20 protein-coding genes are annotated in these 19966 nt (G+C 70.0%); all 20 read left to right on the top strand.

The features are described 5' to 3' along the window. Positions 1 to 4: 4 nt before the first annotated feature. On the top strand, positions 5 to 478 hold the full coding sequence (locus tag ABT381_RS01610) for an SRPBCC family protein (RefSeq protein WP_351586418.1): 474 nt from the start codon (positions 5 to 7) through the stop codon (positions 476 to 478). A gap of 22 nt (positions 479 to 500) precedes the next feature. Next, positions 501 to 1250: an SDR family NAD(P)-dependent oxidoreductase gene (locus ABT381_RS01615; protein ID WP_351586420.1), complete on the top strand. Its 750-nt coding sequence runs from the start codon at positions 501 to 503 to the stop codon at positions 1248 to 1250. 25 nt (positions 1251 to 1275) lie between these two features. Beyond that, positions 1276 to 1575, top strand: coding sequence for an antibiotic biosynthesis monooxygenase family protein (locus ABT381_RS01620; protein ID WP_351586422.1), 300 nt, complete (start codon positions 1276 to 1278; stop codon positions 1573 to 1575). Further along, on the top strand, positions 1572 to 1886 hold the full coding sequence (locus ABT381_RS01625; RefSeq protein ID WP_351586424.1) for an antibiotic biosynthesis monooxygenase family protein: 315 nt from the start codon (positions 1572 to 1574) through the stop codon (positions 1884 to 1886). The genes ABT381_RS01620 and ABT381_RS01625 overlap by 4 nt, the downstream gene beginning before the upstream one ends. Positions 1887 to 2061: 175 nt before the next feature. After that, entirely contained in the window at positions 2062 to 3315 is a 1254-nt protein-coding gene (locus ABT381_RS01630) for a cytochrome P450 family protein (RefSeq protein WP_351586426.1), read from the top strand. A gap of 55 nt (positions 3316 to 3370) precedes the next feature. Further along, a complete protein-coding gene (locus tag ABT381_RS01635) occupies positions 3371 to 4186 on the top strand; it encodes an SAM-dependent methyltransferase (protein ID WP_351586428.1) in 816 nt (271 codons plus the stop codon). Positions 4187 to 4240: 54 nt separating this feature from the next. Continuing rightward, the gene (locus ABT381_RS01640; protein WP_351586430.1) at positions 4241 to 5017 is read left to right on the top strand and encodes an SDR family NAD(P)-dependent oxidoreductase; all 777 of its coding nucleotides are present in this window, start codon (positions 4241 to 4243) and stop codon (positions 5015 to 5017) included. A 37-nt stretch (positions 5018 to 5054) separates the two neighbouring features. Beyond that, on the top strand, positions 5055 to 6242 hold the full coding sequence (locus ABT381_RS01645) for a cytochrome P450 (RefSeq protein WP_351586432.1): 1188 nt from the start codon (positions 5055 to 5057) through the stop codon (positions 6240 to 6242). Positions 6243 to 6271: 29 nt separating this feature from the next. Further along, positions 6272 to 7252 (top strand): quinone oxidoreductase family protein, encoded by a 981-nt coding sequence (locus ABT381_RS01650; RefSeq protein ID WP_351586434.1) that lies wholly within the window; start codon positions 6272 to 6274, stop codon positions 7250 to 7252. A gap of 320 nt (positions 7253 to 7572) precedes the next feature. Further along, on the top strand, positions 7573 to 9180 hold the full coding sequence (locus tag ABT381_RS01655; RefSeq protein ID WP_351586436.1) for an MDR family MFS transporter: 1608 nt from the start codon (positions 7573 to 7575) through the stop codon (positions 9178 to 9180). 77 nt (positions 9181 to 9257) lie between these two features. Continuing rightward, on the top strand, positions 9258 to 10106 hold the full coding sequence (locus ABT381_RS01660) for an SDR family oxidoreductase (RefSeq protein ID WP_351586438.1): 849 nt from the start codon (positions 9258 to 9260) through the stop codon (positions 10104 to 10106). Positions 10107 to 10244: 138 nt separating this feature from the next. Beyond that, a complete protein-coding gene (locus tag ABT381_RS01665) occupies positions 10245 to 11243 on the top strand; it encodes an aldo/keto reductase (protein WP_351586440.1) in 999 nt (332 codons plus the stop codon). A gap of 27 nt (positions 11244 to 11270) precedes the next feature. After that, positions 11271 to 12047, top strand: coding sequence for a class I SAM-dependent methyltransferase (locus ABT381_RS01670; protein ID WP_351586442.1), 777 nt, complete (start codon positions 11271 to 11273; stop codon positions 12045 to 12047). A 25-nt stretch (positions 12048 to 12072) separates the two neighbouring features. After that, positions 12073 to 13458, top strand: coding sequence for an NDP-hexose 2,3-dehydratase family protein (locus ABT381_RS01675; protein ID WP_351586444.1), 1386 nt, complete (start codon positions 12073 to 12075; stop codon positions 13456 to 13458). Positions 13459 to 13477: 19 nt separating this feature from the next. Then, the gene (locus ABT381_RS01680; protein WP_351586446.1) at positions 13478 to 14137 is read left to right on the top strand and encodes a dTDP-4-dehydrorhamnose 3,5-epimerase family protein; all 660 of its coding nucleotides are present in this window, start codon (positions 13478 to 13480) and stop codon (positions 14135 to 14137) included. After that, positions 14134 to 15135, top strand: coding sequence for an NAD-dependent epimerase/dehydratase family protein (locus ABT381_RS01685; RefSeq protein ID WP_351586448.1), 1002 nt, complete (start codon positions 14134 to 14136; stop codon positions 15133 to 15135). The genes ABT381_RS01680 and ABT381_RS01685 overlap by 4 nt, the downstream gene beginning before the upstream one ends. A gap of 2 nt (positions 15136 to 15137) precedes the next feature. Then, positions 15138 to 16388, top strand: a complete 1251-nt coding sequence (locus tag ABT381_RS01690) for an activator-dependent family glycosyltransferase (protein ID WP_351586450.1) — start codon at positions 15138 to 15140, stop codon at positions 16386 to 16388. 60 nt (positions 16389 to 16448) lie between these two features. Further along, entirely contained in the window at positions 16449 to 17516 is a 1068-nt protein-coding gene (locus tag ABT381_RS01695; protein WP_351586452.1) for a glucose-1-phosphate thymidylyltransferase, read from the top strand. Beyond that, positions 17513 to 18499 carry a dTDP-glucose 4,6-dehydratase gene (gene rfbB, locus ABT381_RS01700; RefSeq protein WP_351586454.1) on the top strand — a complete coding sequence of 329 codons (987 nt, stop codon included), beginning with the start codon at positions 17513 to 17515 and terminating at the stop codon, positions 18497 to 18499. Before ABT381_RS01695 ends, rfbB begins: the two co-directional genes overlap by 4 nt. Then, the gene (locus ABT381_RS01705; RefSeq protein ID WP_351586456.1) at positions 18480 to 19925 is read left to right on the top strand and encodes a peptide MFS transporter; all 1446 of its coding nucleotides are present in this window, start codon (positions 18480 to 18482) and stop codon (positions 19923 to 19925) included. The genes rfbB and ABT381_RS01705 overlap by 20 nt, the downstream gene beginning before the upstream one ends. Positions 19926 to 19966 lie beyond the last annotated feature (41 nt).

Consider the following 19966-nt stretch of genomic DNA (forward strand, 5'->3'; position numbering starts at 1 on the left):
TCTGATGGCAGGCCACACCTCCAACTCCGTCGTCATCGACGCCCCGCTGGACCTCGTCTGGGAGCGCACGAACGATGTGGCGTCCTGGACCGAGCTGTTCAGCGAGTACTCCGTCGCCGAAGTCCTGGAGCAGGACGGCCCGACCGTCACCTTCCGCCTCGCCCTGCACCCGGACGAGAACGGCAAGGTGTGGAGCTGGGTCTCCCGGCGCACCACCGACGTGGCGACCCGTACCGTCCGCGCCCACCGCGTGGAGACCGGACCGTTCGAGTACATGAACATCCGCTGGGAGTACACCCAGCAGGCCGACGGCGTCCGGATGCGGTGGACCCAGGACTTCCACATGAAGGACGGGGCTCCGCTCGACGACGAGGGCATGACGGACCGCATCAACCGCAACACCGCGGTCCAGCTGAACCTGATCAAGGAAAAGCTCGAGGCCGCCGCGCGCGCCGCCCTCGCCGACCGACTCCGCTGACGCACCCCAGGAAGGAAACACCATGGAACTCGCCCTGCACGGAAAGAAGTTGCTCGTCACCGGAGGCACCCGCGGCATCGGCCGCGCCATCGTGCTGGCCGCGGCACGCGCGGGCGCCGACGTGCTCACCTGCTACCGCCAGGAGAGCGAATACGTGGAGAGCCTGCGCCGTGAGCTCAAGGAGACCGGCGGACAGCACCACGTCATCCGCGCCGACGTCGGCGAGATCGCCCAGGTGGACCGGCTCGTCGAGGAGGCCGGGAAGCGATTCGGGCGGCTCGACGGCGTCGTCAACAACGCCGGCACGATCACCCACATCCCCTTCGCCGACCTGCCGGCCGAGGAGTGGTCGCGGGTCATCGACACCAACCTCACCGCTTCGTACCGGGTCATCCAGCAGGCCCTGCCCCTGCTCGGCCCGGGTGGCTCGATCGTCAACATCGGCTCCCGCGGCGCCGCCGCCGGCATCCCGCTGCGCGCCCACTACACCGCCGCGAAGTCCGCGATGATCGGCCTGACCCGCTCGCTGTCCAAGGAGCTCGGCGGCAAGGGCATCCGCGTCAATGTCGTCGCGCCCGGCGTCATCGAGACGGAGGCGTTCGCCGACATGCCGGCGGAGCGCGCCGAGGGACTGCGTGCCACCTACTCCCAGAAGACGGCGCTCGCCCGCCTGGGCACCGTCGAGGAGCTGGCCGCACCGGTCCTCTTCCTGCTCAGCGACCTCTCCGCGTACATCACCGGCGAGACGCTCAACGTCGACGGGGGAATCTGAGGTGTCTGGGCCCGTATTCCGAGTCATGCTGCGCATGCAGATCAAGCCCGGTATGGGCGCCGAATTCGAGCGGGTGTGGAAAGAAGTCGGGGAATCCGTCACCAGTCACCCGGCCAACATCGGGCAATGGCTTTCCCGCAGTGTCGAACAGGGCGAGGAGGAGGTCTATTACATCGTGAGCGACTGGCTCGACGAGCCCCGGTTCCGCGCCTTCGAGACCAGCGACCGCCACCTTCAGCACCGCACCAAGCTCCACCCGTACCGCAGCGGGGGCTCCATGACGACCATGCACGTCGTCGCGAGCCTCGCGGGCGCGGCCGCGTGAGCGCCCCCGCCGCCCCGGCGGTGCAGGTGGTGCTCCATCACCTCACCGACCGGGGGCCCGCCATCATGGCCGCGTACCACGAGGCCAGCCGTCGCATGGCCGGGACCCCGGGCCTGCTGGGCAATGAGCTGATGCACCAGGTGGGCCGGCCCGACAGCTACGCCGTGGTCAGCCACTGGGACAGCTGGGAGTCCTTCGAAACATGGGAGGCCGGCCCGGAGCACAAGGACCAGACGGCTCCGCTGCGCGAGTTCCGGGACACCGCTCGCGAGCGTCCCTTCGAGATCTACAAGGTGCTCGCGAGCTACTGAGCGCCGCCCACGCGAAACCGCGGCGAATCCGGGATTGGAATTCCGCTTGAAGCGCGGTCGAAGCAGCCTCGACCGGGGTGGGAACTCCCTTACTCCTATGGCTGAATGAGACCCGGGAAAAGCAAGCATCCGCGAACTGAACGCACGAATCCGCCGTCATTCGAGGGAGCCCCACGTGGCCAGTGCCGCGCCGACGAGCACAGTGCTAGAGCTGTTCGACTCCGATTTCATCCGCAACCCGCACCCCACGCTCGCGTCCTTGCGCGAGGAGTCGCCCGCACGCCTGGTGGCCACTCCCAACGGCCTCAAGACGTGGCTGGTGACCCGCTACGAGGACGCCAAGGCGCTGCTGACCGACCCGCGGGTGAGCAAGGACATGCGCGTCGGCTACGGCCTGGTCCCGCACAACTTCGTGGACCCGGAGAAGCAGGCGCACTTTCAGGCGCAGCGGGGAACCCGCAAGCAGTTCGCGACCGAGCTGAGCACCACCATGCTGGACAGCGATCCGCCGGACCACACGCGCCTGCGCAAGCTCGTCGCCAAGGCGTTCACCATGCGCCAGGTCGAGGCGCTGCGGCCGCGGATCACCGAGCTGGTCACCGAGCTGCTGGACGCCCTGGAGGGCCGGGACGAGGCGGACCTGATGGCCGCCCTCAGCTTCCCCGTCCCCTTCACCGTGATCTGCTGGCTGCTGGGCGTGCCCCCGGAGGACCGCGACAGGTTCCGCCGCTGGTCCAACCTGCTCACCTCCGGCCAGGGCACCGAAGAAGCGCTCGACGCCAGCCAGGACATGGTCGCCTACTTGCGCGCCCTCATCGCCGCCAAGCGCGAGAACCCGGCCGACGACATGCTGACCGCGCTCATCGAGGCGACCGACGAGGGCGAGCAGCTCGACGAGGTCGAACTGATCTCGATGGCCTTCCTGCTGCTCGTCGCCGGCCACGAGACCACCGTCAACCTGCTCAACACCGGCACCTTGGCGCTGCTGACCAACCCCGACCAGCGTGCCCTGCTGGACGCCGATCCGGGCCTGTGGGACAGCGCGATCGACGAGTTCCTGCGCGTCGACGCGCCGCTGGCCAACGCCACCTGGCGCTTCACCCTGGAGCCGATCCAGCTGGGCCAAGTACTGATCCCCAAGGGCGAGTTCCTCACGATCTCGCTGAGCGCCGCGGGCCGCGACCCGAAGCGCTACGACGACCCCGACCGCGTCGACATCACGCGGAAGAACTCCGGGCACCTGGCGTTCGGCCACGGCATCCACCACTGCATCGGCGCGCCCCTGGCCCGGCTCGAAGGCCGCATCGTGCTCAGCGAGCTGTTCCGCCGATTCCCCGGACTGAGCCTCGCGACGCCCGAGGGCGAGCTGTCCTGGCGGCCCAGCTTCAACCTGCGCGGACTGGCCTCCCTGCCGGTCCGCCTGCGCTGACCCGCGTGGTCCGCGCCCGCCCCGTTCCGTACGCCTGCCGTATGAGGAGACTCCCGTGAACCGTCCGTCCTGGGCACCGCCCGAGGTCGACATCGAAAAGCCGAGCATCGCCCGGGTCTACGACTACTGGGTCGGCGGCACCCACAACTTCCCGGCCGATGTCGCGGTCGCCAAGTCCATCGCGGACAAGAACCCGCTGCTGCCGCGTACCCTGCGCTCCAACCGCGCGTTCCTGCGCCGTGCCGTCGAGGAGCTGACAAAGCTCGGCATCGACCAGTTCCTCGATATCGGCTCCGGCATCCCGACCGAGGGCAACGTGCACGAGACGGCCCTTGAGAACAACCCCGCCAGTCGCGTGCTGTACGTGGACATCGACCCGGTCGCGGTGGCCCACGGCAAGGCCATCCTGGCGGGCAACGCGCAGGCCGCCTCCCTGCTGGGCGACCTGCGCGAGCCCGCCGGCATCTTCGCCGCGCGGGAGACCGAGGACCTGATCGACTTCTCGCGCCCCGTCGCGCTCATCCTCGCCGCGGTACTGCACTTCATCAGCGACGCGGACGACCCGAAGGCGATGCTGCGCGAATTCACCGACAAGCTCGCGCCGGGCAGCTACGTCGTCATCTCGCACGCCGGCATGGAGAAGAAGCCGGCCGCCGAGGACGTGCCCGCCTCCGCGGCGCAGACCTACCAGGAGAACGTCAGCGAGGTGTACTGGCGGGACATCGACGAGGTCAACGCGCTGTTCGAGGGCCTTGAACTCATTGACCCGGGCGTGGTGCCGGTTCCGTTGTGGCGCATCGGCCCGGAGGGCGACCCCGAGGGCTTCGGCGCCGAGGCGCACGCGCTGGCCGGCGTGGCGAAGAAGGTCTGAGCTGCCGGACGTCCGCAGCGACCGAACCGACAATCCGCTGGAATGGAGTGACTGATGGAGACCGATCTCCGTAACAAGGCAGTGCTGGTGACGGGGGCATCCTCGGGCATCGGACGGGCCACGGCCATCGCCTACGGGGCGGACGGCGCCCGAGTGGCGATCACCTACCACAGCAACCGGGAAGGCGCGGAGGAGACGGCCCGGCTCGCCCGCGAGGCGGGTGCTGCCGAGACCCTGACGGTGCGTTATGACCTGGACGACGAGACCGTCATCCGGGACGCGGTCAGGACCGTCGCCGACGCCTGGGGCGGAATCGACGTCCTGGTCAGCAACGCCGTGGTGTGGTCCGAGGGCATCCCGCGCCCCGGCCGGGCGATGCCCGACTTCGAGGACGCCGACCCGAAGCTGTGGCAGGAAGTGCTGCGCACCACCGTCGACGCGACCTTCCACACGATCGCCGCCGCGTTGCCGGCCATGCGCGGCCGCGAGTGGGGCCGCATCGTCATGATCTCCTCGGGCCTCGCGGACTACGGGATGCGCGGAGGCGCGGCCTACGGTGCGGCCAAGGCCGGTCTGCTGGGCATCGCCCGGAGCCTCACCTGGGAGCTCGCCCCGGAGAACATCCTGGTCAATGTGGTCGCTCCCGGTCAGACCATGACCGAGAACGTCCGCCGGATCGCCCCGGCCGCGGCGCTGGAGGCCAAGGCGAAGACCCTCCCGTCGGGCCGCCTCTCGGTGCCCGAGGACGTGGCCAACACGGTCGTCTTCCTCGGCTCCCGTGCCAACGGCAACATCAACGGCCAGACCATCCGGGTCACCGGCGGCGCGTGACGCCCGCCGGCAGGTCCGCAGAAGCGAAGAGACTCCGATGACCGAAGAAGCACCGAAGTTCACCTTTCCCTTCCACCGGGACCACCCGACCCGCTGTCCGGCCGACTTCGCCGCGCTGCGCGAGGAGCGTGTGGCCCGGCTGACGATGCCCAGCGGTTCGCCCGGCTACATGGTCGGCCGTTACGAGGACGTACGCCGCGTCCTGCTCGACCCGCGGTGCAGCGCCGATCTGCACCGCCCCGGCGTGCCGTTGATGACCAACTGGCCGCCGCTGGAAAGCCTCAACTTCACGGATCCGCCGCAGCACACCCGGCTGCGCCGGCTCGTCGCCAAGGCGTTCACGCCCGAACTGGTGGAGAGCTTCCGTCCCCGCATCCACCGGCTGACGAACGAACTGCTCGACGCCATGGAGCGGGGCGGCGACTCGGCCGACATCGTCGAGGCGTACGCGCATCCGCTGCCGATCAACATGATCTGCGACCTGCTGGGCGTGCCGCGAGGCGACCGGTCCCGGTTCCGCAAGTGGTCCGAGGCGTTCCTCGTACTGGAGAACAATCCGGCCCACGAGATCCGGGCCGCCGCCGAGGAACTGCGCGAGTACCTCGGCTCGCTCGTCGCGGACAAGCGGCGCGCTCCGGGCGACGACGTGCTCAGCGCGCTCGTCGCGGCACGTGACGTGGACGACCAGCTCAGTGAGGGGGAGCTGGTGTCCACGGCCACCCAACTGCTCATGGCCGGCCACGAGACGACGTTCCTGCAGATCGGACTGTGCGTCGCGACGCTGCTGCTGCACCCCGAGCAGCTGGCCGAGCTGCGCGAGCATCCGGAGCTCATGCCCAACGCGGTCGAGGAGCTCATGCGGTACCAGGGTCCCGGCGACGGCGCCGCCTACCGGATCCTGCTGGAGGACATGACCTTCGGGGACACCACCATTCCCGCGGGCAGTGGAGTCCTCGCCGCGATCAGCGCCGCCAACCGGGACGAAGAGCGCTTCCCGGACGCCGGACGCCTCGACATCCACCGCGCGGACACCCGCCACCTCACCCTCGGACACGGCATCCACCACTGCCTGGGCGCCGCGCTGGTGCGCATGGAAATGCAGATCGCTCTGACCAACCTGTTCGACCGGTTCCCCACGCTGAAGCTCGCGTGCACCGAGGACGAACTCGAGTGGATGCCCGGGCGGTTGCTCAGCGGCTTCCGTACTGTCCCCGTCACGTGGTGACGACCGAACCCCGATTCCGTGGAGGAACCATGCGCGTCGTCCGTTACTACGAGCACGGCGACCCGGGCGTGCTGCGCCTTGAGGAGGCCCCCGTACCGGAGCCCGGTCGCGGCGAGGTGCTGATCCGCGCCGAGGCGATCGGCGTCAACTACGCCGACGTCCAGAAGCGCCAGGGGCTGCCGATCGGCGGCCCCGCCACCCTGCCCGCCGCACCCGCCGGTGACGTCGCCGGTGTCGTCGAGGCGGTCGGACCGGGCGTGACCCACGTGGCCGTGGGGGACCGCGTCGTCGCGCCGGTCCGCCACGGGGCCTACGCGGAATACGCGACCGCGTACGCGGCCACGGTGTTCCCGATACCCAAGAGCATCGACGCCGCGCAGGCCACCGCGCTACCGAGTCCGGGGGAGACCGCCTACCACGTCCTCACGACGGTCGGGCAGCTCAGGCCCGGCGAGACCGTACTGATCAACGCCGCCTCCGGCGGCATCGGCCACCTGCTGGTGCAGCTCGCCCGCGCCCGCGGTGCGGGCCGCATCATCGGCACGGTCGGTTCGCCCGCCAAGCTCGACTTCATCCGCTCCATCGGCGCCGATGTCGCGGTCTGCTACGGGCACGAGGACTGGGTGGACGAGGTCCGGGCGGCAACCGGCGACAAGGGCGCCGACCTCGTGCTGGAGACGGTCGGCAACGAGGTACTGAAGCACAGCATCCACCTGGCCGCCCGCTTCGGCCGCATCGTGTGTTACGGCGGCGCGTCGGGCGAGCGCCCGCCGGCCATCTCGCCCTGGGACTTCGTCGACATGAAGTCGCTGCACGGCTTCAACCTCTATGCGCTGTTCCAGGACCGGCCCGAGGCGGTCGCCGCCGGGCGCAAGGAACTCCTCGAGTACGTCGAGTCCGGGCAGGTCACGCCGGTCGTGCACAGCCGGATACCGCTGGCGGAAGCGGCCGGGGCACACCAGCTGATGGAGGCGCGCCTGCACACCGGAAAGCTCGTACTGGTCCCCTGAACCCGGGGTCGGCGAGCTCCGCCGACCTCGGCCGCGGTTGCCCCGCACACGGACCTTCCGCTACGGTACTGGGCATCTGTAATCGGCAGAGAGGGAGTGGCGAGTAGCGAAGACGAACCACGAAGAACCGTGATCAGCACATGTGCTGGCGTCTGATCAACGGTTGAGAGGGCCGGAAAGGCCGGAGTCGGACGAGATCCGACCACCCCATCTCCGCTGCTGAAGTCGAGCAGCGTTCTTCAACGATTTCGTTTTGCGCACTCTCATTCCGAGCGGTGCCCGTGTATCGCGGCGCCACTCCTCGATTACAAGGATTCCTCATGGCTTCCTCTTCAGCCGAGCCTGCCACCGGCACCCCTGCCGCACCGGCTCCGTCGGTCAAGACCAACGCGGTCGTCCTCACCCTCATGGTGGCGGTCTTCCTCTCCCTGCTCGACTCCCAGATCGTCGCCACCGCACTGCCCCGCGTCGTCAGTGACCTGGGCGGACTCGACCAGTTCGGCTGGGTCACCACGGGCTATCTCATCGGCGGCAGCGCCGCCGTCCCGGTCTACGGCAAGCTCGGCGACCTGTTCGGACGCAAGCGCGTCTTCATGAGCTCCATCGTCGTCTTCCTCGTCGGATCGATGCTCTGCGGCGTCGCCCAGACGATGGGTCAGCTCATCACCTTCCGCGTCCTCCAAGGCGTGGGCAGCGGTGGCCTGTTCATCTGCGTCCTCGCCCTCATCGGCGAGATGTTCTCCCCGCGTGAGGGCGCGCGGTACTACGGCTGGTTCTCCATCACCTTCGGTGCCGCCTCGCTCGCCGGCCCCACCCTCGGCGGTGTACTGACCGATCTCGCCAGCTGGCGCTGGGTGTTCTTCGTCAACCTGCCCGTCGGCATCCTGGTCCTGGCCGTCATCTCCTCGTTGCTGCGCCTGCCCGCCCAGCCCAAGAAGGCCGCCCACATCGATTACGCCGGGGTCCTCCTCCTCGTCGTCGCGATCGTCGCCCTGAACCTCCTCACCGGCTGGGCCGGCGTCACGTACTCCTGGAACTCGCCGGTCATCCTCGGCCTCGCCGTCGGATCCGTCCTCGCGGTGACGCTGTTCATCCTGTCGCAGCGCCGCGCGGTGGACCCCGTGGTCCCGCTTCGGCTCTTCGCCAACCAGACCTTCAGCCTTGTCGTCGTCCTCGGCTTCATCGCCGGTTTCGTCGGCCTGGGCCTGATCAACTACCTGGTCCTGTGGCTCCAGACCGTCCTCGGCCTCGACGTGGAGAAGTCCGGCTACATCCTCACCGCGATGATGCTCGGCGTCGTGGTGACCTCCTGGGTCAGTGCCAAGATCATCGGACACACGGGCTCCTACCGCTGGTTCCCGGTGGTCAGCATGGCCGTGTTCGCCGTCGCCGCCGTGCTGTTCTCCACGGCCGGCCCGGAGACGAGCGTCGCCCTCGCGATCGCGTACGTCCTGCTCTTCGGGGTCGCCGGAGGCCTCAACTCCCAGGCGCTGAGCCTCGCCGCCCGCAACACCGCGAACATGCAGGACATCGGCGCCGTACAGGGCACCGCCACCCTCATGCGGCAACTGGGTACCGGACTCGGTGTCTCATTCTTCGCCGCGTTGATGAACGCGCGTCTCGGCGCCGGGCTCCAGGAGCGCTTCAGTGGCGCATCCGGCGTCCACCTCGACAAGGACGGCTCGCTGGCGCCCGAGGTCCTCGGCCGCCTCTCCGCCGCCGTCCGCCTCGAAGTCGCCGAAATCTACGCGGACTCGCTCCGTGCCATCTTCTACGCGGTGATCCCGATCGTCCTCGTCGGACTGGTGACCGCGCTCTTCCTCAAGGACGTCAAGCTCTCCGGCGGGCACGGCCACGACAGCGCCGAGCCCGAGCAGTCCGGTGACGCGGCCGTGAGCGACTCCTCCGCCGCCCGCGACGAGTCCTGATCCAACTCCCCTTCACCAAGCACGTTTTCCGCACGGCGTCCGCCGTGCTGCCCATCCATCCCAAGGAGATCCACGCAATGATTCTGGTAACCGGCGCCACCGGCAATGTCGGCAGCGAACTCGTCGCCCAACTCGCCGCTGACGGCGTGCCCGTGCGGGCCATGACCCGTTCGCCCGAGAAGGCCGACTTCCCCGTCGGTGTGGAGGTGGTCGGCGGCGACTTCGACAAGCCCGAGACGCTGCCCGCCGCCCTGGCCGGCGTCGACCGCGTCTTCGTCGTCCCGCCGGGCTACGGCCCCGAGGGCCCGGTCCAGGAGCGCACCCTCGTCGCCGCCGCCCGCGAGGCCGGCGTCACGCACCTGGTCAAGCTCTCCACCAGCGGCGTCGGCTTCGGCGCCACCGACCCGTTGACCTCGGGCCACCGCCAGGGCGAGCAGGTCGTCCAGGAGTCCGGGCTGGAGTGGACCCTCCTGCGCCCCGGCACCTTCATGGTCTACCTCTACGGATACGCCGACACCATCGCCAAGAAGCGGACCATGTACGTCACCGAGGGCGACCCGGTCTCCGCCATGATCCACCCGCGGGACATCGCCTCGGTCGCCGCCAAGGTCCTCACCACCTCGGGTCACGAGGGCCAGGCGTACACCCTCACCGGCGGCGAAGCCCTCAGCCCGCAGCGCCAGGGTGAGATCGTCGGCGCCGCCCTCGGCCAGGAGGTCGCGGTCGTCGAGCGCACCAAGGCGGAGACCCAGGCCGAGTTCGACCGCCTGGGCTGGGGCGGCCCCCGCCTGGAGGCCCTGCTGGAGCTCAAGCGCCAGTCGGCCGCGTGGGACTGGAAGATCTCCGACTCCGTCGAGAAGATCACCGGAACCGCGCCGCTGACCCTGCGCGACTGGGTCGAGGAGAACATCCACATCTTCGGCTGAGCCGACCCGCACACCGCATGGGGCCGGCGTCGGGGGCCTCCTCGGCGGGTCCAGTTGAACACCAGGTCCGTTCGAGAGGGCCTGTTCATGCTGAGACACACAGCGCAAGGTCCGTCGACGCAGTGGGGAGTACGACACATGAGCCGCAGCCCGCTCCACACCCGGCTCGGCCGGACGGGGCTGGAGATCAGCAAGCTCGCCTTCGGCACCGTCAACTTCGGTGGCCGAGTGGACGAACCCGGCGCGCACCGGCTGCTCGACCACGCGGTCGCGCGGGGCATCACCTTCCTCGACACCGCCAACACCTATGGCTGGCGCGTCCACAAGGGCCACGCCGAGGAGGTCATCGGCAGCTGGCTGACCGGCCGCCCCGCCCGGCGCGACGAGGTCGTCCTCGCGACCAAGGTGGGCGACCCCATGGGCGAGGGGCCCAACCAGCAGGGCCTGTCCACACGGCACATCATCTCCGCCTGTGAGGCGTCCCTGAGGCGACTCGGCACCGACTGGATCGACCTGTACCAGATCCACCACCTGGACCGGAGCGTCCGCTGGGACGAGATCTGGCAGGCCATGGAGATCCTCGTGGCCCAGGGCAAGGTCCGCTACGTCGGCTCCTCGAACTTCGCCGGCTGGGACATCGCCTGCGCGCAAGAGGCCGCACGGCAGCGCCACTTCCTCGGCCTCGCCGCCGAGCAGTGTGTGTACAACCTCGTGACCCGGCACGCCGAGCTGGAGGTGATTCCCGCGGCGCGGAGCTACGGACTCGGCGTCCTCGTCTGGTCACCGCTGCACGGCGGCCTGCTCAGCGGCGTACTGCGCAAGCTGCGGGAGAACACCGCGGTCAAATCGGGCCAGGGACGCGCGAGCGAGGCCCTGGAACGCCACCGCGCCACGATCGAGGCGTACGAGAAGCTCTGCGCCGACCTCGGGCGGGACCCCGCGGAGGTCGGCATGGCCTGGGTCCTGTCGCGCCCCGGTGTGACCGGGCTCGTCATCGGTCCCCGCACCGAAGCCCACCTGGACGGAGCCCAGGCCGCCCTGGACTCGCCACTGCCCCAGGACGTACTGGACCGGCTCGACGCTCTCTTCCCCCCGGTCGGCCGCGGCGGACCCGCACCCGACGCCTGGCTTTCCTGACTCACCGACGAAAGGACCGGCCTTCTCATGGCCAAGGACGGATTCACCGACCCGAGCATCGTTCCCCACGAGTCGGACCAGGAACGCGACGCGCGCGAGCGGCTGACGAAGCTCCTCGTCGAAAGCCCCATCCCGCCGGAATACCTGATCGACAACCTGCCCGTCTATCTGCGCCGCCACCAGCTCGCCGACCTGCTCTCCATGGACGCGCTGTACCGCATGCTGCCCGAAGTCCCGGGCACCATCATGGAGTTCGGCGTGCTGCACGGCCGCCACCTGGCCACCCTCACGGCCCTGCGCAGCATCTACGAGCCGTACAACTCGCTGCGCCGCATCGTCGGCTTCGACACCTTCACCGGCTTCCCCGAAGACATCAAGGACGTCGACAAGGTCAGCACCAGCGCCGTCGCGGGCCGGTTCGCGACGCCGGAGGGTGAGGTCGACCACCTGCGCGAGGTCCTCGCGGCCCACGAGGCGTCCGAGCCGTTCGGACACACCCAACGGTCCTTCGTCGTCCAGGGCGACGTCCGCGAGACCGTTCCGCGGTACCTGGAGGACAACCCGGAGACGGTCATCGCCCTGGCCTACTTCGACCTGGACCTCTACCAGCCGACCAAGGAACTCCTCGAAGCGATCCGGCCGCACCTGACCAAGGGCAGCATCCTCGCGTTCGACGAGCTGGCCCACCCCAAGTGGCCGGGCGAGACCACGGCCCTGCGCGAGGTCTTCGGCCTCGACCACGCCCCGCTCCGGCAGCTGCCGGGCCGCGAGCCGCCGGTCATCTACATGAAGTGGGGCGAGTGAGCGGACGACGGAAGAGGACGAGCCGATGCCGACCACAGCAACGCTCAGCGCACGTGAGGACGTAGGGCTGCCGGCGCGGCTGGCCCGGTCCGCCGCCACCGGCGACGCCGGATCCCGGATGTCCGTCGACGCCTTCACGGGCTGGCTCGGGTACCGCTCCATGGTGAACCGGTTCCGGGTGGAGCGGATCCCGTTCGCGGAGATGGACGCCTGGTCGTTCGACCCGGAGACGGGAAACCTGCGCCATGACACGGGCCGGTTCTTCAGCGTCGAAGGTCTGCACGTCACCGTGGGGGAGGGGCCCTTCCCCGAGTGGCAGCAGCCGATCATCAATCAGCCCGAGATCGGCATCCTCGGCATCCTCGCCAAGGAGTTCGACGGCGTCCTGCACTTCCTGATGCAGGCGAAGATGGAGCCCGGTAACACCAATCTGCTCCAGCTGTCGCCGACGGTGCAGGCCACCCGCAGTAACTACACCAAGGCCCACAGGGGCGCCGACGTGAAGTACCTGGAGTACTTCACCGGCGCGGCCGATGCGACCGTACTGGTCGACGTGCTGCAGTCCGAGCACGGTGCCTGGTTCTACCGGAAGTTCAACCGCAACGTGGTCGTCGAGACGACCCAGGACGTCGTGGTCGACGACGACTTCTGCTGGCTGACGCTCGGTCAGCTCGGCGAACTGCTGCGGCGTGACGATGTGGTGAACATGGATTCGCGCACCGTGCTCGCCTGCCTCCCCGTCCCCTTCGAGGAGACAGGTGCCCTGCACTCCGATGCCGCGCTGCTGTCGTGGTACGCGGCGGAGCGGTCTCGCCATTCCGTCGACGTACGCAGGATTCCGCTGGCCGGGGTGGCCGGCTGGCGGCGCGGCACGGACTCCATCGACCACGAGCTCGATTGGTACTTCCGTGTGGTCGCCGTGCGGGTGCAGGCGTCCAACCGCGAAGTCGGCGCGTGGACACAGCCCCTGTTCGAACCCCGGGACTCCGGGGTCATCGCGTTCGTCACCCGGAGGTTCGGCGGCGTCCCGCACCTCCTCGCGCATGCCCGGGTGGAGGCCGGTTTCATCGACTCGATCGAGCTCGCGCCGACGGTCCAGTACACGCCGCGGCACTACGCGCACCTCACCGGGGACGCCCGGCCCCCCTTCCTCGACTCGGTGCTCGCGGCCGGCCCCGACCGGATCCGCTACGAGGCCGTGCACTCGGAGGAAGGCGGCCGCTTCCGCAACGCGCAGGCACGCTATCTGATCGTCGAGGCCGACGAGACCGAGGCGCCCGACGAGCCGCCGCCGGGCTACCGGTGGCTCACGGCCGGACAGCTGAACACATTGCTGCGGTACGGCCGTTACGTGAACGTGCAGGCCCGCACGCTCATGGCCGTACTCAATTCACACGCCGTCGAGTGGTGAGGACCCAGGGGATCCCCGTATGACGACCCGACAGACCCAACACACCCAACAGGCCCGACAGACAGGTAGGACAGCAGCCGCCGCGACCGCCCGGGAACTCGCCGTCGAGGGCGCCTTCGAGTTCACCCCCCAGGTGTTCCCCGACGACCGTGGCCTGTTCGTGGCCACGTATCAGCGACCGTTGTTCAGCGACGCGACCGGGCACCCCTTCCCCGTCTTCCAGGCCAGCCAGAGCCACTCCCGCAGGGGGGTGGTCCGGGGCGTGCACTTCACCACGACCCCGCCGGGCACGGCCAAGCACGTCTACTGCGCGCGGGGCCGGGCGCTCGACCTCGTCGTCGACCTCCGGGTCGGATCGCCGACCTTCGGCCGGTGGGACGCGGTCCTCCTCGACCAGGAGCACTTCCGGTCGACGTATCTGCCCGTCGGCGTGGGCCATGCGTTTGTCGCGCTGGAGGACGACACCGCGATGGTGTACCTGATGTCCGGGCCGTTCGTAACGGAGAACGAGCACGCCGTTTCCCCGCTGGACCCGGCACTCGGACTGCCCGTCACGGTGGAGGGCGTCGAGCCGGTCCTGTCCGAGCGCGACACCGTGGCCCCCACCCTGGCCGAGGCGCGCGACCTGGGCATCCTGCCGGACTACCGGACCAGCCTCGCGCTCGAGGCGGCGTTGTGACGGCCGCCGCCACCCGGCCGCTGGTTGTCGTCCTGGGCGCGTCCGGCTATCTGGGCACCGCCCTCACCCGCGAGCTGGCCGCGCGGGACATCCGGCTGCGGCTGGTCTCCCGGCGCCCGGCGGCCGTACCGGACGACGCCCGGGCCGCGGTGGAGCCGGTGACGGCCGACCTGACCGACCCGGCGCAGCTGGCCGCGGCCGTCGAGGGCGCGGACACCATCGTGCACCTCGTCGCGAAGATCGCCAGTACGACGTCGTGGCGTGCGGCGGGTGCCGACCCGCTCATCGAGCGGGTCAACGTCGGCCTGGTGCACGACCTCATCGACGTGTTGCGGAACAACGCGGTGCCGGGCCGGCGCCCCGCTGTGCTGTTCGCCGGATCGGTGGCGTCGGTCGGCGTCCCCGGCAAGGTCCGCATCGACGGTTCGGAGCCGGACGCACCCCAGAGCGCCTACCCCCGGCAGAAGCTCCGGGCCGAGCTTGCGCTGAAGGCCGCCCACGACGAGGGCGTGCTCCGGGCCGTCTCCCTGCGGATGCCGACCATCTTCGGCCCGGGCCCGCGGGAGACGGCGGCCGATCGCGGGGTGGTGGTCACCATGATCCGGCGGGCCCTGGAGGGCCGGCGGCTGGAGCTGTGGGACCGGACCGTGCGCCGGGAGATGATCCACGTGACGGATGTCGCCCGGGCCTTCGTCGCCGCGCTCGACCACGTCGACGCGCTCGGCGGACACCACTGGCTCATCGGCACCGGGCACAGCGAGCCGCTCGGCGACATGTTCACCGCGATCGCCGCGGCCGTGGCGGACCACACAGGGGCGGCCCGCGTGCCGGTCGTCGAGGTCCCGCCGCCGGCCGAGGCCGAGGCCACCGACCTGCAGGGCATGGAGGTGGACGCCTCCGCCTTCACCCGCGTCACCGGCTGGCGGCCGGTGACGGACCGAGCCGTCGCGCTCCCCACCCTGGTCGCCGAGGTGGCCGCCCGCACACCGAGAGGTTGATCATGCGAGTACTCCTGGCCTGCGTCGGCATCAAGACGCACTTCTACAAGGTGGTCAGCACGGCCTGGGCGCTGCAGAACGCGGGGCACGAGGTGCTGGTCGCCGGCCACCCGGTGCTGGTCGACGACATCGTCCAGGCCGGCCTGCCCGCCGTCGCGGTCGGCACCGACCACGCCATGTTCGCCCCCTCCCCGTCCGGCGTGACCTCGTACAGCCGGGAGTGGGACTTCACGTTCTCCACCCCGGAGACGCTGACCTGGGAATACCTCCACGAGCTGCACGCATCGCTGGTCGACCGGTTCCACACCACACTGAACAACGACACCTTCGTGGACGGGATGGTGCGCTTCGCCCGCACCTGGCAGCCCGAGCTGGTGCTGTGGGAACTGGGCACCTACGCCGGTGCCATCGCCGCGCGGGCCGTCGGCGCGGCACACGGCCGTATCGTCTGGGGCCAGGACGTGACGATGCGGGCCAGGGAGGAGTTCCTCGCGCTCAACCGCGCACGCCCGGCGGACCGGCGGAGCGACCCGCTCGCCGACTGGCTGGGCGGTGTCGCCGCCCGCTTCGGCGACACCTTCGACGAGGAGCTCGTCACCGGTCAGTGGACGGTGGACCTGCTGCCCGAGAGCGCACGGCTGAAGTCCGGCCTCAAGACGATCCCCAGCCGTTACGTGCCGTACAACGGCCCCTCGGTCGTACCGGAGTGGGTGTACGAGCCCCCGAAGCGCCCCAGGGTCTGTCTCACCCTCGGTGTGGCCGGGCGGGAGCGCGGCCTGGACTACGTCTCCCAGGCCGACCTGCTCGACGCCGTGGCCGACCTCGACATCGAAATCGTCGCCACGATGGACAGCCTCCAGCGCGAGAACCTGCGAGCGGTGCCGGACAACGCCCGCCTCGTCGACTTCATCCCCCTGCAGGCCCTCCTGCCGAGCTGCTCGGCCATCGTCCACCACGGCGGATCGGGCACCTGGGGCACGGCCATGGTGTGCGGCGTACCCCAGGTCGTGATCGCCGCCACCTGGGACACCCCGGTCAAGGGCCAACACCTGGAGCGCGTCGGTGCCGGGCTCTGCATTCCGGCGGCGGAACTGAAGCCGGACCGGCTGCGCGAAATGCTCGTCCGGGTACTGGCGGAGCCTTCCTTCCGTGCGGCGGCGGAGCGCCTCCGCCAGGAAGCCCTGGCCGAGCCCTCCCCGAACGAGACGGTGCCGATCCTGGAGCGGCTGACCGCTCAGTACCGCACTCGGTAACACCGTGAGCTTCTCCCACCCGCTTGCCGGCGTTGCGCCGCAGACCCACGGAGCGAACACGTGAAGGCACTCGTCCTGTCCGGGGGGTCGGGGACTCGGCTCAGGCCGATCACCCACACCTCGGCGAAGCAAATGGTCCCCGTGGCCAACAAGCCCGTCCTCTTCTACGGCCTCGAAGCGATCGCGGACGCCGGGATCGAAGAGGTCGGCATCATCGTCGGCGAGACCGCCCAGGAGATCCGGGAAGCGGTGGGCGACGGCTCGAAGATGGGGCTCCGCGTCACCTACCTCCCGCAGGAGGAGCCACTGGGGCTCGCCCACGCGGTGCTGATCGCGCGGGACTTCCTCGGCGACGACGACTTCGTGATGTACCTCGGCGACAACTTCATCCTCGGCGGCATCACCGGGCTCGTCGACACGTTCCGCGAGGAACGCCCCGACGCGCAGATCCTCCTGACCCAGGTACCCGACCCCCGGGCCTTCGGGGTGGCCGAACTCGACGCGACCGGCCGGGTGATCGGCCTTGAGGAGAAGCCGACCCATCCCAAGAGCGACCTCGCCCTGGTCGGCGTCTATCTCTTCACCCCCGCGGTCCACGAGGCGGTCCGGGCGATCGAGCCGTCCTGGCGTGACGAGCTGGAGATCACCCACGCCATCGAATGGCTGATCAAGCAGGGCAAGGACATCCGTTCCACGACGATCTCCGGCTACTGGAAGGACACCGGCGGAGTCGAGGACATGCTGGAGGCCAACCGGACCATTCTGGAGACCCTGGTCACCCGGATCGACGGCGATCTGGACGACACCAGCGAAATCATCGGACGCGTCGAGATCGCCGAAGGCGCCGTGATCCGCGCGTCACGCATCGTCGGACCCGCGATCATCGGAGTCGGTACCACGATCTCCCACTCCTACGTCGGCCCCTTCACCTCGATCGCCGACAACTGCCGGGTGGAGGACAGCGAGATCGAGTTCTCGATCGTGCTCGGCGACTCCTCCATCACCGGCGTCCGTCGGCTGGAGTCCTCCCTCGTGGGACGGAACGTACAGGTCACTCCCGCGCCCCGGACCCGTGCGGCGCACCGGCTCATCCTCGGCGACAACAGCAAGGTGCAGATTTCCTCATGACCCACAGGATCCTGATCACCGGAGGAGCCGGCTTCATCGGCTCGCACTACGTCCGTACGCTGCTCGGTACCAACGGCCCCGGCGACGTCGCCGTCACCGTCCTCGACAAGCTCACCTACGCGGGCAACCGGGCCAACCTCGACGCGGTGCGCGACAACGCCGCGTTCGCCTTCCAGCACGGTGACATCTGCGACGCCGCTCTGGTGGACCAACTGGCAGCGGAACACGACCAGATCGTCCACTTCGCGGCCGAGACCCACGTGGACCGTTCGATCACCGGCGCCGACCCCTTCGTGCGAACGAACGTAGTGGGTACCCAAGTCCTCCTCGACGCGGCCGCGCGGCACGGCATCGGCACCTTCGTCCACATCTCCACGGACGAGGTGTACGGCTCCGTGGACCACGCCTGCCTCGAAACGGAGCCGCTGCGCCCGACGTCCCCGTACTCGGCCTCCAAGGCCGCGAGCGACCTGCTCGTCCTGGCCTACCACCACACCCACGGCCTGGACACGCGGATCCTGCGCTGCACCAACAACTTCGGGCACCACCAGTTCCCGGAAAAAGTCATTCCGCTCTTCGTCACCAACCTCCTCCAAGGCCGCAAGGTGCCGCTGTACGGCGACGGCCTGAACGTCCGGGAGTGGCTGCACATCGACGACCACGTACGAGGCATCGAACTCGTACGGCTCCGGGGCAGGCCCGGCGAGATCTACAACATCGGCGGCGGTACGGAGCTGACGAACCGTGAGCTGACCCGGCGGCTGCTCGCCGCCTGCGGCGTCGGCTGGGAGATGGTCGACCCCGTCCCCGACCGCAAGGGACACGACAGGCGCTACTCCGTCGACTTCACCAAGATCCGCACGGAGCTCGGATACCGGCCGGAGCGGAGCTTCGACGCGGCCCTGGCCGAGACCGTCGCCTGGTACCGCGAGAACCGGGCCTGGTGGGAGCCGCTGCGCGCCCATGACCTGGCCGCCGCCTGACCCGGCCGCGCCGCCCACGCAGGTCGGCGGCGCGCCGGGCCCAGGGACGCGACGCGGGTTCCGCACGTTGCTCGGTGTCGACCTCTGGGAGCGGTTCAGCTTCTTCGGGATGAGCGCGATCCTGGTCCTGTACCTCACCGCGAGCCCTGCCGACGGCGGCATGGGCATGGCCCCCCGGACGGCCACCGCGCTGTTCGCCACGTACATGTCCCTGACCTTCATGGCCCAGCTGCCCGGCGGCTGGCTGGCCGACCGGGTGCTCGGTGCCCGTCGAGCCGTGCTCTGCGGCGGTGCTCTCATCGCGGCGGGGCACGCCGTCCTGTCCCTCACCCCCGCCCCCACGCTCTACGCCGGGCTCGCCCTCATCGTCATGGGCACGGGCCTGGCCAAGCCGTCCCTGGCCGCGATGGTGGCCGCCGTGAGCGGCGGCGAGCGGCGCGAAGAGGCGTTCCGCCGCTTCTACATGTGCATTCAGGTCTCCGCGCTGCTCGCCCCCCTCGTCACCGGACTGCTCGCCGAGAAGGTCGCCTGGCACCTCGGCTTCGCCGCTGCCGCGTTCGGCATGGCGGCGGGCCTGGCGCAGTTCGGCATCGGCCTCCGCGCCTTCGAAGGGGTCGGCCGTGCCCCGACGCGCCCGCTCTCGCCCGACGAGGTCCGCACCGCGGCCCGTCGAGCGGCCGTGGTCCTGGCGGTCGCGGCCGCCGCGGTCACCGCGGTCGCCCTCGGCGTGCTGCCGCTGACCGCGGTGCTGGCACTGCTGGGCCTGGCCACCCTCGCCACGCCCTTCCTCTATCTGCGCGCGCTGCGCCGCCGGCTGCCCGTCGACGGCGAACCGCTCGCCGCGTTCACGGCCGTGATGGCGGCCTCCGCCGCCTTCTGGATGATTTTCGCCCAGAGCGGCTCGGCGCTCGCCCTCTTCGCGGAGCGCCACACGGACCGCACCGTCCTCGGCTTCGACGTGCCGGCGAGCTGGCTCCAGTCGGTGCACCCACTGTTCGTACTGCTGCTGGCCGCGTTCGTGTCGCGGTGGCGCGCCGCCGTGGTCACGAAGGTCGCGGGCGCGTTGGGTGTCGCGGGTCTGAGCTTCGTCGTCATGGCCGTGGCCGCCCTGCGCGCTCAGGACGGCCCGGTCTCCACGGCGTGGCTGATCGCGGTCTATCTGCTGTACTCCTTCGGTGAGATCGTCCTCGCCCCGGCCGGCCTCGCCCTCGCCGCGGCGGTCGCCCCGGCTGGTTTCACGAGCCGGTTCCTCGGCCTCAACGGCCTGTTCGCCGCGGTCGGCGTCGTCCTGGGCGGCCAGCTCTACCGGCTGACCGCGGTGCTCCCGCTGCCCGTTTACTTCCTGCTGATGGGCAGCGCGGTGCTCGCGGTCGGCGCCGCTGTGGCCGCCGCGGCGCACCGCCTGCGCCCGCACCTGCCGATCTGATCGGCAGCCGGTTGCGCGCGGGCGCGGAAGGGCGAGGGGTG

This window comes from Streptomyces sp. NPDC000151, from assembly GCF_040301705.1.
Classification (GTDB): domain Bacteria; phylum Actinomycetota; class Actinomycetes; order Streptomycetales; family Streptomycetaceae; genus Streptomyces.

What these genes read in the sequence shown, in the direction of transcription:
- ABT381_RS01615 (WP_351586420.1), top strand. Translation starts at nt 501, where the DNA reads ATGGAACTCGCCCTGCACGGAAAGAAGTTGCTCGTCACCGGAGGCACC.
- ABT381_RS01665 (WP_351586440.1), top strand. Translation starts at nt 10,245, where the DNA reads ATGAGCCGCAGCCCGCTCCACACCCGGCTCGGCCGGACGGGGCTGGAG.
- ABT381_RS01655 (WP_351586436.1), top strand. Translation starts at nt 7,573, where the DNA reads ATGGCTTCCTCTTCAGCCGAGCCTGCCACCGGCACCCCTGCCGCACCG.
- rfbB (WP_351586454.1), top strand. Translation starts at nt 17,513, where the DNA reads ATGACCCACAGGATCCTGATCACCGGAGGAGCCGGCTTCATCGGCTCG.
- ABT381_RS01645 (WP_351586432.1), top strand. Translation starts at nt 5,055, where the DNA reads ATGACCGAAGAAGCACCGAAGTTCACCTTTCCCTTCCACCGGGACCAC.
- ABT381_RS01660 (WP_351586438.1), top strand. Translation starts at nt 9,258, where the DNA reads ATGATTCTGGTAACCGGCGCCACCGGCAATGTCGGCAGCGAACTCGTC.
- ABT381_RS01650 (WP_351586434.1), top strand. Translation starts at nt 6,272, where the DNA reads ATGCGCGTCGTCCGTTACTACGAGCACGGCGACCCGGGCGTGCTGCGC.
- ABT381_RS01610 (WP_351586418.1), top strand. Translation starts at nt 5, where the DNA reads ATGGCAGGCCACACCTCCAACTCCGTCGTCATCGACGCCCCGCTGGAC.
- ABT381_RS01675 (WP_351586444.1), top strand. Translation starts at nt 12,073, where the DNA reads ATGCCGACCACAGCAACGCTCAGCGCACGTGAGGACGTAGGGCTGCCG.
- ABT381_RS01680 (WP_351586446.1), top strand. Translation starts at nt 13,478, where the DNA reads ATGACGACCCGACAGACCCAACACACCCAACAGGCCCGACAGACAGGT.
- ABT381_RS01690 (WP_351586450.1), top strand. Translation starts at nt 15,138, where the DNA reads ATGCGAGTACTCCTGGCCTGCGTCGGCATCAAGACGCACTTCTACAAG.
- ABT381_RS01640 (WP_351586430.1), top strand. Translation starts at nt 4,241, where the DNA reads ATGGAGACCGATCTCCGTAACAAGGCAGTGCTGGTGACGGGGGCATCC.
- ABT381_RS01670 (WP_351586442.1), top strand. Translation starts at nt 11,271, where the DNA reads ATGGCCAAGGACGGATTCACCGACCCGAGCATCGTTCCCCACGAGTCG.
- ABT381_RS01705 (WP_351586456.1), top strand. Translation starts at nt 18,480, where the DNA reads ATGACCTGGCCGCCGCCTGACCCGGCCGCGCCGCCCACGCAGGTCGGC.
- ABT381_RS01620 (WP_351586422.1), top strand. Translation starts at nt 1,276, where the DNA reads ATGCTGCGCATGCAGATCAAGCCCGGTATGGGCGCCGAATTCGAGCGG.